The sequence below is a fragment of the Streptococcus porcorum genome (assembly GCF_053203725.1).
Genome location: NZ_JBRUDG010000022.1, coordinates 14,652 through 28,196, shown reverse-complemented (window position 1 = coordinate 28,196; position 13,545 = coordinate 14,652). Strand labels below are relative to the sequence as shown.

The 13,545-nt window shown below is 38.2% G+C and carries 10 protein-coding genes; 1 reads left to right on the top strand and 9 read right to left on the bottom strand.

Going from position 1 to position 13,545, the window contains the following annotated elements:
• The 9 genes from ACVRWY_RS06640 to ACVRWY_RS06600 form a co-directional block, all read right to left on the bottom strand.
• The coding region (locus tag ACVRWY_RS06640; protein ID WP_447455786.1) for an accessory Sec-dependent serine-rich glycoprotein adhesin at positions 1-3,748 on the bottom strand (3,748 nt) is incomplete at its 3' end.
• 382 nt (positions 3,749-4,130) lie between these two features.
• Complete coding sequence (locus ACVRWY_RS06635) at positions 4,131-5,066, bottom strand: DMT family transporter (RefSeq protein ID WP_354369321.1); 936 nt, start codon at positions 5,064-5,066, stop codon at positions 4,131-4,133.
• 76 nt (positions 5,067-5,142) lie between these two features.
• The gene (gene gatB / locus ACVRWY_RS06630) at positions 5,143-6,582 is read right to left on the bottom strand and encodes an Asp-tRNA(Asn)/Glu-tRNA(Gln) amidotransferase subunit GatB (protein WP_354369323.1); all 1,440 of its coding nucleotides are present in this window, start codon (positions 6,580-6,582) and stop codon (positions 5,143-5,145) included.
• Positions 6,583-8,049 (bottom strand): Asp-tRNA(Asn)/Glu-tRNA(Gln) amidotransferase subunit GatA, encoded by a 1,467-nt coding sequence (gene gatA / locus ACVRWY_RS06625; protein WP_354369325.1) that lies wholly within the window; start codon positions 8,047-8,049, stop codon positions 6,583-6,585.
• Positions 8,049-8,351 carry an Asp-tRNA(Asn)/Glu-tRNA(Gln) amidotransferase subunit GatC gene (gatC, locus tag ACVRWY_RS06620; protein ID WP_354369327.1) on the bottom strand — a complete coding sequence of 101 codons (303 nt, stop codon included), beginning with the start codon at positions 8,349-8,351 and terminating at the stop codon, positions 8,049-8,051. The genes gatA and gatC overlap by 1 nt, the downstream gene beginning before the upstream one ends.
• 122 nt (positions 8,352-8,473) lie before the next feature.
• Positions 8,474-9,025, bottom strand: coding sequence for a cysteine hydrolase family protein (locus ACVRWY_RS06615; protein ID WP_354369329.1), 552 nt, complete (start codon positions 9,023-9,025; stop codon positions 8,474-8,476).
• Positions 9,026-9,028: 3 nt separating this feature from the next.
• On the bottom strand, positions 9,029-9,814 hold the full coding sequence (gene codY, locus ACVRWY_RS06610) for a GTP-sensing pleiotropic transcriptional regulator CodY (protein WP_354369331.1): 786 nt from the start codon (positions 9,812-9,814) through the stop codon (positions 9,029-9,031).
• A gap of 110 nt (positions 9,815-9,924) precedes the next feature.
• Complete coding sequence (locus tag ACVRWY_RS06605; RefSeq protein ID WP_354369333.1) at positions 9,925-11,139, bottom strand: pyridoxal phosphate-dependent aminotransferase; 1,215 nt, start codon at positions 11,137-11,139, stop codon at positions 9,925-9,927.
• 72 nt (positions 11,140-11,211) lie between these two features.
• On the bottom strand, positions 11,212-12,951 hold the full coding sequence (locus ACVRWY_RS06600) for a glycerophosphodiester phosphodiesterase (RefSeq protein ID WP_354369335.1): 1,740 nt from the start codon (positions 12,949-12,951) through the stop codon (positions 11,212-11,214).
• A 141-nt stretch (positions 12,952-13,092) separates the two neighbouring features.
• Here ACVRWY_RS06600 and ACVRWY_RS06595 point away from each other — a divergent pair, with 141 nt between their 5' ends.
• A complete protein-coding gene (locus tag ACVRWY_RS06595; RefSeq protein ID WP_354369337.1) occupies positions 13,093-13,545 on the top strand; it encodes a universal stress protein in 453 nt (150 codons plus the stop codon).

Below are 13,545 nucleotides of genomic sequence, written 5' to 3'. Positions count from 1 at the left end.
ACTCACTTACTGACTCAGACACAGATTCTGAGATTGATTCTGAAACGGATTCAGACACTGACTCGCTTACTGATTCAGATACTGACTCTGAGATTGACTCTGATACGGACTCGGATACTGATTCTGAGATTGACTCTGATACGGATTCTGAAACGGATTCAGACACTGACTCGCTTACTGATTCAGATACGGATTCTGAGATTGACTCTGATACGGACTCGGAAACGGACTCGGATACTGATTCTGAGATTGATTCTGAGACTGACTCGGATACTGATTCTGAAATTGATTCTGATACTGACTCTGAGATAGATTCAGAAATTGATTCTGATACTGACTCAGAAACGGACTCAGAGATTGATTCTGATACTGACTCGGAGATTGACTCAGAGACGGATTCGCTGATTGATTCAGAGATTGATTCAGAAACGGACTCAGAGATTGACTCTGAAACGGATTCAGAGACTGATTCGCTGACTGATTCAGATACGGACTCAGAGATTGATTCTGATACTGACTCTGATACTGATTCTGAGATAGATTCAGAAATTGATTCTGATACTGACTCAGAGATTGACTCTGAAATTGATTCTGATACTGACTCAGAGATTGACTCTGATACTGATTCAGATACTGACTCGCTTACTGATTCAGAAATTGATTCTGATACTGATTCTGATACTGACTCAGAGATTGACTCTGAAACGGATTCAGATACTGATTCTGATACTGACTCAGAGATTGACTCTGATACAGATTCTGAGATTGATTCAGAAACGGACTCAGAGATTGACTCTGATACTGATTCAGAAATTGATTCTGATACTGACTCAGAGATTGATTCTGATACTGACTCGGAGATTGACTCAGAGATTGATTCTGATACTGATTCTGAGATTGACTCAGAAACGGATTCAGAAATGGATTCTGATACTGACTCTGATACTGATTCAGAAATGGATTCTGATACTGACTCTGATACTGATTCTGAGATAGATTCAGAAATTGATTCTGATACTGACTCTGAAACGGACTCAGAGATTGATTCTGATACTGACTCTGAAACGGATTCAGAAACTGACTCTGATACTGATTCGCTGATTGACTCTGATACTGATTCAGATACAGATTCTGATACTGACTCAGAAACTGATTCTGAGATTGATTCAGAAACTGACTCTTTTACTGATTCTGAAATTGATTCTGAAACTGACTCTTTTACTGATTCGGAGACAGACTCAGAAACTGACTCTTTTACTGATTCTGAGATTGATTCAGAAACTGACTCTTTTACTGATTCTGAAATTGATTCAGAAACTGACTCTTTTACTGATTCTGAAATAGACTCGGATACTGATTCTCTAACAGATTCGGAAATCGAATTTGAAAGTGATTCTGAATTTGAAGTTGATTCAGAATTAGACAGTGACTCAGAGTTTGAGATAGATTCTGAATTTGATGTTGATTCAGAATTTGATGTTGATTCAGATTCAGACAAGGAATTTGAGTTAGAGTTAGAAAGCGACTCTGACTCAGATGTATCAACTGTATACCAATGAGTTGTTTCGTTAACGGTAGTTGAATTCAAACCGTTGACTAAGTTTACCGTTGTCCCTTTAGAGTTTGGGTTTAATGTCCCTGTAAATGTTTGATAATCCGGGTGACCTGGTTTCAGGATAATCTGCACTAACATACTTACAGGATAACTTTTCGCCGCCTTGGCATAACCGTCAAAACCGATACGGATGGTTTGATAGTTATCTTCATAGATAACAGAGAAGATATCATTACCAGTTTTACCAGCTTGAGCATTTGCGGTAGCCAAAGCAGATTCTTCAGCTGAGATAAAACCTGTCACAGGAACAACAAGACTTGTATTCGCTGTTCCGGGAGCCATAACAGACGTTTCCATGACTTTGGTAAAGCCTGTTGTGTCAGCCGAGTTATAATCAACGGTTCCAGTGTAAGCCGGATCTTTTATCCAAATAGTCTTAACAAGGCTACCATTCTCATCTACTACTTCTGCCAGACGTTTAAGATACAATGTTGAAATCGCACCATCATTATAAATCGTTCCTGGAGAATAAAGGCGTACCGGAGCACCACCGGTTGTACTTGCATAGTCATAGCCTACAAAATCACGTTTAGCAGATGGCGTAGCCATTTGTCCACCAATACCTTTAATAGTGTAGGTTGCTATCGTTGCACCATCAGTTGTCTTATAGTAAGTTGTATATTCTTGATAGGTTGGTACTAGGGTGTTAGTAAGTGTTCCACCGTTATACTGTAATTGGAGCTCTCCTGCCGTTGTACTCGATGAAGTACTGTCACCATAAGTAATAGTTAGAGGCAGGTTATTAGCACCTGAGTAGCTTTGGAAGTAAGTGAATGTTGCTGTATCACCCTTATCCAAAGTATGACTTTCAACTACTGTATTTGTCGTCTTATTAACTAGTTCAACATAAGTTGTCGTTGTTGTTGTATCATAATCTAACGAATATCGGAAATAATAATTTTCTTTAATTGTTTGATCCGTTAATTGATCGCCAAACCAGTTGAATTTTGAATAGTTAAAGGTAAATCTTTCGGATTCTGATGAAGGCGTAAAGCTTGTGCTATTTGTTGGATCTGAAATAGCAGCACCGTTAGCATCATCCATTGATGGTGAAGCTGTTGAAAGCGTGTCAACTAAAACACCATAACCTTCACCAACTTTTGTTACTGTAGCTGTCGTTGTTGTATCAAGCGCAAATGTAATGATGCCATCTTCATCATCTTTGATAAGTAAAGCACCAAGTGCTTGGCTACTGTTTTGAACAGAGTCAACCACTGTTTGAATCTCTTCTGCTGTCGCTTCAGTATTGCCCAAAATTAGCTTAGCTGCTGCAATATCTTTGGTGCTAACTGCTACCGCATCTGTCAACTCTTGACTAGGAGTCGTTTGACCATTGGCAATCTGAACCAGGATCTCAGCTTCTGAAGTCACTTGTTCTAAGACTTCACGAGCGTCTGTCGAACTACTTGAGCTGCTAGTATCAGCGCTACTTGAACTTGCTGCTTCAGAGCTACTTGAACTTGCTGCTTCAGAGCTTGCCTCACTTAATAGGGTAGAAACAGACTCAGAACTTGACGCTGACTCTGAGCTTGATGTGCTCTCTGAAAGAGACTCAGAAACGGATTCTGAGACAGATTCACTAATAGATGTTGAGGTTGAAGCCGAGGCACTTTCTGAAAGCGACACCGATGTTGATGCAGATGCCGAATCAGATAAGGAAATGCTCGTTGACTCTGACGCAAAAATAGACAAGCTTGTTGAAGCTGAAGTAGATGCACTTGTGGTGTCAGCTGCTTCTGTTGTCGTAGCAGTTGTTGCTGATGCTGTATCTGTTGAAGATACTGTTGTGTCAGATAAGGCTACCGTATCAGTAGTTGCCAAGGTACTCGTGCTAGTCTCTGAGGCAATAGCAGTTTCTTCTGCAAAAGCATTCTCAGCCACCATAGTACCACCAGCCAAGGCACCTGCTGAGGCTAGACCACGTAAAAGAGCTGTCGGAACAGAGTAGTCCGTTACCTCTTTTTCTAGACGTTCAACCTTAACCTCATGTTGACCTGAACCACCTTTAAACAGGCGAACAAGATTAATCTGTGACATAACTGTACGAACCCAGTGTTTCCCAGATTTGTGCATCTTAACACGGCTCTTACGCGACGATTCCGTATAGTCTTTGCGTAATCTCTTATTTCCCATAGAGGTTAATTTCCTCCCCTTAAAATTATAATATTTTTATTATCTAAAACATTACCAGCCAGCTTTTATTACTAAAGTTTTTAATCTTCAATTGTCTCAGATTTTAACTTTTTTTAAAATCTTCAATTGTCTCAGATTTTAACTTTTTTTAAAATCAATCCCCATAATGACGACTTTAGCTTTTAGAATTTTGATTAGATAATATTACTATTTTATCTATATTTTGTTATTTCGTCAATATCTCTATATATTACAATCCTGTTAAATTCCTATCTTCTTCATCACTCATTAGATTTTTCAGTCTATTTTCTTTCTAACGGTAGTAAAAAACAAGACTTCCTTCAGTCTTGTTATCTTTTTCACATAAATATCACAAGAGTTTTTATGACCGATTCTTTAGATTAAATGTTTTTAAGCTTTTTCTTTTTTCAATGATCATATCTTTCAAAGTAATTGAAATTACTGCTAGGAGAATCAACAACATTCCAACGAGGTCAATAAGATAAAACTTCTCGTGCATCAAAATAACTGAAAAAAATACCGCAACAATTGGTTCAATAGCTGCTAATAAGCTTCCTTTTACAGCCCCAATCATGCTAACACCTTTTAAAAATAGAGTATAGGCTACAATGGTTCCGATTCCAACAATTCCAAAGTATGCTAAAAGATTATCAGGTGTCAAATGAGCATCATAGCGCCAAACTCCTACACCAATTGGGAATAGCATTCCGCCAAATAGCATCCCCAAGCCAATAACTGGAAGACTTCCCCATCGCTTAATCATCTCTACTGGAATTAAAATATAAGCTGCATAAGTGAAAGCAGAAAAAATCCCCCAAAATAAGCCCTTTGGTGTTAAGGATAAACTAGCAAAAGAGCCGTGTGTTGCAATAATAAAGGTTCCTAAAGTAGCCAAAACAATAGATAGGACTTCAATCACACTAGGCATAACCCTAGTTTTTATCGACATGTAAATTAAAATTAAAACAGGTGTCGTATATTGTAAAACTGTAGCTGTTCCTGCATTGGTATGATGAATAGCTTGTAAATAAGCATACTGATTTAATACCAGACCAGCTAAACTAAAAATAAAGACCATCAGCAAGGTCTTTTTATCCAAAAACATCTGGATAGGAATCTTGTAATCTCTCAACGCCACAAATCCCGTTAATAAAATCCCTGCAATGAGAAGTCTGATCGAGGTCACCACATTGACATGGACACCTTGCTCCATCAAGTACTGACCACTCACACCTGATAGTCCCCACGAAATTGCCGCCATTACGGTTAAAAGACTACCTTTTAATTTACTATCCATTATTATTTTCCTTTTCCTATTTTCATTTAAAGAGTTAAAAAGCCACTTCCTATTTTTAGGAAATAGCTTTTTTAGATTAATCCAATAACTTCGCCAATTCTGCTGCTAATAATTTTTGAGCTACTTGTGGGTTAGCTTGACCTTTAGTTGCTTTCATCAAGAAACCTGTAAAAGCTTTATCAGCATTGCGTTTACCTGACTTGAAGTCGGCTACCGCTGCTTCATTGTCTGCGAAGACTTGATGGATAATTGGAATCAAAACTGCTGGATCTGAAATCTGTACTAAACCAGCTTTTTCAACATAATCACGCGCTGACCCTCCATTTTTTGCCAAATGTACAAAGACTTTTTTAGCAATTTTAGAAGAAATCGTACCATCAGCAATCAAGCTAATCATTTCTACTAAGTTTTCAGGAGTCAAAGAAATCGTAGCTAAAGTTTTTCCTTCAGCATTTAAGAACTGAGCCACCTCTCCTTGCAGCCAGTTGGAAACTTGTTTAGCATCGCCACCTACTGCCACTGCTGCTTCAAAGAAGTCAGACAGAGCCTTGGTAGAAGTTAATTGACCTGCATCATAGGCTGTCAAGCCCAAGTTTTCCACGTAGTTAGCACGACGTTCTTTTGGAAATTCAGGTAACGTTTCACGAATTTCTTCAATCCAAGCATCATCAATCTCATAAAGAGGAAGATCTGGTTCTGGGAAATAGCGGTAGTCTGATGATCCTTCCTTAACTCGCATGAGAATCGTCTCACCAGTAGCTTCATCATAACGACGGGTTTCCTGCTGGATTTGACCACCTGATCGTAAAATCTTCGCTTGACGTTCTACTTCATGTTGGAGCCCTTTTTTCACATAGTTAAAGGAGTTCAAGTTTTTAATTTCTGTCTTAGTTCCAAAAGCTTCTTGACCATAAGGACGAAGAGAAATATTGGCATCCACACGCATGGACCCTTCTTCCATCTTAACATCTGAAATTCCTGTGTACTGAATAATTTCCTTAAGAGCTGTCAAGTAAGCATAAGCTTCCTCAGGCGAACGCATATCTGCTTCTGATACAATCTCAATCAATGGCACACCTTGACGGTTGAGATCCACATAGGAATAACCATCTGTACCGTGAGTGTTCTTTCCTGCATCCTCTTCTAAATGCGCACGCTCGATACGAATTTTCTTAGTTGAGCCATCTTCTAGTTCTATCTCAATCCAACCATTATAACCAATCGGCTCATCAAACTGAGAAATCTGATAAGCTTTAGGGTTATCAGGGTAGAAATAGTTTTTACGGTCAAAATGCATTTCCTTGTGGATAGCCATATTTAAAGCCAAGGCAGCCTTAATCCCCGCATCAACAACCCCTTTATTAAGAACAGGAAGAACTCCTGGGAAGGACCAGTCAATCACATTGGTATTGGCATTTGGGTCCTCACCAAAATGAGCAGAAGAAGGTGAGAAAATCTTAGAATTGGTGTTTAACTCAACATGGACCTCAAGTCCAATGACAGTTTCAAAGTTCATTTACTTGTCACCTCCAAAAATCACTGGTTGTTGTTTATGGTAATCAGTTGTCGCTTCAAACGCTGATGCCGCTTGATAGATGGTTTCTTCTGAATATTTTGGACCAATCAGTTGTAATCCTACAGGTAAGCCCTCTACAAAACCAGCTGGAATGGAAATTCCTGGAAGACCTGCAAGGTTAACTGGGATTGTTAATAAATCTGCTAAGTACATAGCTACTGGGTCATGATTCAAGGTGTCAAGACCAAAAGCAACTGTCGGAGCTGTCGGACCTAAAATCAAATCATAGTCTGCAAAGACTTTTTCAAAATCTTGAATAATCAAGCTACGGACTTGACCTGCTTTTTTGAAATAAGCATCATAATAACCAGATGACAAACTAAAAGTTCCTAGCATAATACGACGCTTCACTTCCTCACCGAATCCTTGGCTACGTGTTTTCACATAAATCTCTTCTAAATTCTTAGCATCGTCTGCGCGGAAACCATAGCGAATCCCATCAAAACGTTGCAAGTTAGAAGAAGCTTCTGATGATGCGATGATGTAATAAACTGCCACACCATATTTAGAATGTGGTAGGCTAACCTCTTCTACTACAGCGCCTAGTGACTCAAAATGCTTGGCTGCTTTTAAGATAGTATCCTTAACTGCTGGGTCAATTCCTTCACCTATATATTCTTTAGGGAGAGCAATCTTCATTCCTTTGATTTCTTGACCAATCTTACTTGTAAAATCTGCAATCTCATTGACTGTAGAGGTGGAGTCTTTAGCATCGTGACCTGAAATAACATTTAAAAGTTGGGCATTTTCTTTTACTGTTTGTGAAAATGGACCAATCTGGTCAAGTGAAGAACCAAAGGCAATCAAGCCAAAGCGCGAAACGGTTCCATAAGTTGGTTTTAACCCAACAATCCCATTAAAAGCTGCAGGTTGACGAATAGAACCACCTGTATCTGAACCAAGTGATAAGCGAACCTGACCAGATGCAACTGCTGCTGCAGAACCACTTGATGACCCACCTGGAACTTTCGTTTGGTCCCAAGCATTTTTAGTAGCACCATAATAAGAGGTCTCACCTGATCCTCCCATGGCAAACTCGTCCATGTTCGTCTTACCAATCACCACCATATCCTTGGCATAGGCTTGTGCCACTGCTGTTGCATCAAAGATTGGTTCGTAGTTGTATAACATTTTTGAAGCAGCTGTTGTTAAAATCCCTTTAGTTGAAATATTATCTTTAACCGCTAAAGGAATACCTGACAGAAGATTATCAGCATCAATTCCTTTTTCATCAACACGCGCTGCCTGAGCAAGCGCTGCTTCTTCAGCAATTGTAATAAAACTTCCTACAGCATCTTCACGGCTTTTAATATCTTCAAGCGTTGCCTTGGTTAACTCAAGGGCTGAGATTTCTTTTTTCACCAGAAGATCATGTAATTCTTCAATAGTCTTATGATTAAATGTCATTAAGCATCTCCTCCCCCATCCAAAATGGCTGGAACTTTAATAAAGTTATCTTGTGATTCTGGAACATTTTTAAAGAGCTCTGAGCGGTCATCCCCTTTTTGAGCCACATCTTCACGCAAGACATTTTTTCGATCTGCCATGGTTGTTGTAACCGCGACACCTGTTGTATCCACTTCGTTTAAGAGCTCAACCATATCAACAATTTTACTTAGAGTTGTCGCAAACTCTGCGGTTTCTTCGTCACTAAAAGACAGTTTTGACAACTGAGCAACGTGACGAACTTCTGCTTCAGAAATTTTCATTTTGAGCTTATCCTCCAATTAGTCTATCGTTTTTTATTATACCACATTTTAAAGTAATCACCTATCTTCTTTTCTTGCTAAACTCACAGCAAATGTAAAAAGAGCTGGGATAAACCAACTCTTTATTTGATGATCCTAGCACCTAGAACCTGTTGAAAATGCGCCAAAGCCCAATCGTGATTTTCTTTTGTCAGACTGGCAACAGCTTTTTCTGGAATTTCAATCTTATAACCTAAATTATAAGCATCAATAGCTGTGTGTAAAACACAAATATCTGTCAACACCCCTGTTAACACAAGGGTATCAACACGGCGCTCACGTAAACGAATATCCAAATCAGTCCCTGAAAATGCTGAATAATGGCGCTTATCCATCCAAAAAACACGGCTATCTGAGTGATGTTCTTGATAAAAATCCGACAATTTCCCATAAAGGGTACGACCGTTAGTTCCTATAATATTATGTGGAGGGAAAAGATTGGTTTCTGGATGAAATTTATCCCCCTCATCATGACCGTCAATCGCAAAAAAGATATAATCTCCTGCCTCGTAAGCGGCCCGAGTGACTTGATAAATAGCCTCTGAAATCGCTTGAGCAGGCTCTCCTGCTGTTAATTTACCGTCATCAGCCACAAAATCATAGGTGTAATCAATTGAAATTAAAGCTTTTACCATAGCCTATTCGTAATCCTTAATCTTATCAAAAATGCCTTCGTTAATGACTTTTAGATAGGTCCCCTTCATTCCTAAAGAGCGACTCTCAATAATCCCTGCACTCTCTAGCTTACGAAGAGCATTAACAATAACAGAACGAGTAATGCCAATACGATCTGCAATAACAGATGCCGTCAAGCGCCCTTCTGTTCCGTTTAATTCACCCAAAATCGCTGCAACAGCTTTCATTTCTGAATAAGAAAGGGTGTTAATCGCCATATTAACAGCTGTTTGCTTACGAATGGTTTCTTCTAAATTCTCAGTTTGAAGATTAAGCAGTTGTAAACCAACTACTGTTGAGGCAATCTCAACCAGGATAAGATCATCATCGTTAAACTCTTTATCATTACGCCAAATAATCAGTGTCCCTAGACGCATCCCTCCACCATAAATAGGGGCAATAGTCGTCAAGCCATCAGGATAGATATCCTTAGACTCCACAGGGAAAATTGTTAAATCGCTGTCAATAGGAAGATTCGCCTCAGTGTCATAGACACGACTCACCGATTTAACATAAGTTTCAGGAAATTTCTTAGTTTCAAAAAATTCTTCGACACGATCGGTATTGGTCTTGTACTTCATTGCGTAACCAAGTAAAACACCGCCACCATTGATAATACAAGCGTTACAATCAATAATATTAGCAAGTTGATCAGCCATAATATTGTATGGTAACTCTCCTTGCAGACTATCGACTGAGCGTTGTAAAATCGATGTTATTTTTCTTGTTTTTGATAATAAATTTGCCATTTTTTACTCTTTCTTTGATCATTCTCCCAAATTATAACAAAGCTCTCCTTAAATTGCAAACAATTATCAGAAAATTCCCTACATTATTTTAATTTAATAATTTCTGTTTTTTAACGACGGTATTGACGAAGGAAACGCTCCATTTTTTCCTGTATTTCTGCCAATTCTTCCACTCGTGGTAGATAAACAATACGGAAATGATCTGGATCCTTCCAGTTAAAACCTCGTCCATGAACTAACATGACTTTTTCTTGCTTCAAGAAATTCAGGACAAACTGTTCATCATCCGTGATATTATACATGGTTGTGTCAATTTTAGGGAAGATATATAAACCCGCCTTAGGCTTAACAGCTGACAAACCAGGGATATCTTGGATGGCTTTAGTGATAAACTCACGTTGCTCATAAAGACGCCCCCCAGGTATTAACAGCTCATCTACTGACTGATAGCCACCAAGAGAAGTCTGAACCACCTGTTGCGCCAAAACATTTGAACAAAGACGCATATTTGATAACATATTTAGACCTTCAATATAGCCTTTGACATGTTCTTTAGGACCAGATAAAACCATCCACCCTACACGGAAGCCACAAATACGGTGTGATTTTGATAGCCCATTCATCGTGACCACAAATAAATCTGGTGCTAGACTCGCGATAGGAATATGCGTTGCCCCATCAAAGACCATGCGGTCATAAATCTCATCTGAATAAATAATCAAGTCATGTTGACGAGCTATCTCAATAATCTGCTCTAAAATATCTTTTGGATAAAGGGCACCTGTTGGATTATTAGGATTGATGAGAACAATAGCCTTAGTATTTGATGTGATCTTAGACTTAATGTCATCTATATCAGGGTTCCACTCTGCCTGCTCATCACAGATATAATGCACCGCATGACCACCAGCAAGACTGACCGCTGCCGTCCAAAGAGGATAGTCTGGCATAGGAACCAAAACCTCATCTCCATTATCTAATAAAGCCTGCATACTCATCGTAATCAGCTCACTGACACCATTTCCGATGTAAATATCTTCAACGTCAACATCTGGAATATTTTTTAGCTGACAATATTGCATAATGGCTTTTCGAGCACTAAAAATCCCTTTACTATCTGAATAGCCTTCACTGTCACGCGCATTCATAATAAGGTCTCGAATCACTTCATCAGGAGCTGTGAAACCAAATTCTGCTGGGTTACCAGTGTTTAGACGCAGAATCTTCTCCCCATTAGCTCGCATACGCATGGCTTCATCTAATACTGGTCCACGAATATCATAAGCAACATGCTCTAATTTCGATGATTTATCAAAATATTTCATAATCATACCTCAATTTTTCTACTAGTTAAAATTATAAACTAAATTTATAAAAAGGTGAACTAAATATATTTTTCAACTAAGAAGACTTAAAAAGCGCATCATATATGAATCATTCTCCTCCAGAGACTTCTTAGCTTCCTTAACTAAATTAGGATAATCCGTAATCATACCATTGACTGAGCTGTTTAGATATTTTTCGATTTGATCCTCATCATTTACCGTCCAAACATAGAGCGATTTTTTTAGATACTTAGCTTCTAAAGCCAAACGTTCGCGATATGAAAAATCTTCAATAACCCAAAAATCAACCTTATTTTTATCAAAATTTCCAATCTGTAAAGGAATGACATAACCTGTCTGTATCTCTGGTGCCAATCGTTCTATTTTTTCCATCACTGATAAATCTAGCGACATAGCTTGATAATCTTTTTCAACACCCAACTCTTTCATCTTATCTACAAATAACTGGGCATAGTTATCTGGCTCTGACCCATGTGGTTTCAACTCAACTAACAATTTGACACCTAGCTCTTTTGCCCTTGCGACATAATCTTCAAAAGAAGAAATTGTACTCTGGTGACCATCTTGATGAATCCCAAGTCCTACAACCTCACTTGCTTTGAGATCACTAACATTTTTATCAACCCCAGCGAGACGACTGAGATTATTGTCATGAATAACCACAAAGTGATGATCCTTGGTTAATAGAATATCCATCTCAACATAGTCCACACCTTGTTTAGCAGCTCCTTCAAGTGCTTCAATCGAATTTTCCACACCCTTTGACACGTATCCTCTATGTGCAATTGTTTTAATATTTTTATTAAAAGCTGCGCCACTAAAACGCTCCCAATTCCAAGCCATCGTGACTAGTCCCATAGCAGTGACCAAGGTCATTAAAGCTAGGAGTCTTTTTTTCTTTCTAGCCTTTGGAACAGAAAGAAGATAAGGACTTTTATCTTCATGGATACTGGATAAAAGATAAGAAATAGAAGATAACTTAGATAACAATGAGGCCGAATACAGCACTCCCCATGAAAAGCTTAAAAAGATTGTTTGTAATATCAGATGTTTTTCACTACTATCAATATAATTTAAGCCCGTTATAATCAGCAAAGCAATACTAAATAAGGTCACTAAAATGACCGATTCAATGACAGCTAGCTGCCATAAAATCGTAAATGTTTTCTTTTTAGTGAGTTGCCAACTTTCTTTCATGTTAGACAAAAACGGAGCTTCTTTTATCACTGTTAAAGGAAGGGTATAAATAAAGCGAATATTCAAATAAAAAACCAAAATCCCCATTGCCATCATGATATACCGAGTAGGACTACTTTTCATGAGCTCATCGGTAATAAATTTGGGAATGTAAAGTTTTTCAACTAAAGAAGATGCCATCACATATTGCACCACGGGGACAGTTAAGATCAGGTAACCGATAAAGGCAAATAAATGAAAACCAGAGATGGATCTTAAAAATGGCTTAATTTTAAACAAAGACCGCTTAATCGTTACCCTTATTGGACTATCTTTTTGACGAATAATCTCTACTAAAATAGAAAATTCCATATAAACCAAAAGAGCAACCGCAAAGAAATAAAGGATAAATCCCAGTAACGTTAAAGGATTCAAAAAGAAATCAGCTAGATTATCCTTATTGAGTTGGACCTGATTTCCTAAAAATAAAATCAACGAAAAGAGCTCTGATAAGATATAAATCCCTATTGTGGTTAAAAATAGCTGTAGTAGCAAGGCTTTTAAAATATAGGTATATTTATGTTGATAAAGATCTCTTAAAACTTTCCTAATCATTTTTTCTCCCTTCATTTTTCTTTATTCTAACAGAAAATTTCTCACTGGCATCAAAAAATTTTCATCTTCTTTGTAAAAACGCTTTCATTTTTTAAAAAAAAGGAGTACAATAAAATCATAAAAGATAAGGAGGTCAAACTTATGTCACATCAATATGAACGTATCCTAGTTGCTATTGACGGTTCTTATGAATCTGAGCTTGCTTTTGAAAAAGCGGTTAATGTCGCTCTCAGAAATGGTGCTGAGCTTCTTTTGACTCATGTTATCGATACTCGTGCCCTCCAGAGTGTTGCCACTTTTGATGCTTATGTTTATGAAAAACTTGAACAAGAGGCTAAGGAGGTCTTGAATGATTATGAGCAACAAGCTAATAAAAAAGGACTGTTAAAGGTTAAAAAGGTTATTGAATTTGGCAACCCAAAACCACTGTTAGCTACTGAAATTCCTGATCGTGAAGGGGTGGATCTTATCATGGTCGGAGCAACTGGGCTAAATACTTTTGAACGCCTGCTTATCGGATCTTCATCAGAATACATTCTTCGTCATGCAAAAGTTGATCTGCTTATCGTCCGTGATCCTGAAAAAACTTTCTAA

Excerpts from the sequence above, each read along its gene's own strand:
- ACVRWY_RS06635 (WP_354369321.1), bottom strand. The coding sequence starts at position 5,066 with ATGGATAGTAAATTAAAAGGTAGTCTTTTAACCGTAATGGCGGCAATT.
- gatB (WP_354369323.1), bottom strand. The coding sequence starts at position 6,582 with ATGAACTTTGAAACTGTCATTGGACTTGAGGTCCATGTTGAGTTAAAC.
- gatA (WP_354369325.1), bottom strand. The coding sequence starts at position 8,049 with ATGACATTTAATCATAAGACTATTGAAGAATTACATGATCTTCTGGTG.
- gatC (WP_354369327.1), bottom strand. The coding sequence starts at position 8,351 with ATGAAAATTTCTGAAGCAGAAGTTCGTCACGTTGCTCAGTTGTCAAAA.
- ACVRWY_RS06615 (WP_354369329.1), bottom strand. The coding sequence starts at position 9,025 with ATGGTAAAAGCTTTAATTTCAATTGATTACACCTATGATTTTGTGGCT.
- codY (WP_354369331.1), bottom strand. The coding sequence starts at position 9,814 with ATGGCAAATTTATTATCAAAAACAAGAAAAATAACATCGATTTTACAA.
- ACVRWY_RS06605 (WP_354369333.1), bottom strand. The coding sequence starts at position 11,139 with ATGAAATATTTTGATAAATCATCGAAATTAGAGCATGTTGCTTATGAT.
- ACVRWY_RS06600 (WP_354369335.1), bottom strand. The coding sequence starts at position 12,951 with ATGATTAGGAAAGTTTTAAGAGATCTTTATCAACATAAATATACCTAT.
- ACVRWY_RS06595 (WP_354369337.1), top strand. The coding sequence starts at position 13,093 with ATGTCACATCAATATGAACGTATCCTAGTTGCTATTGACGGTTCTTAT.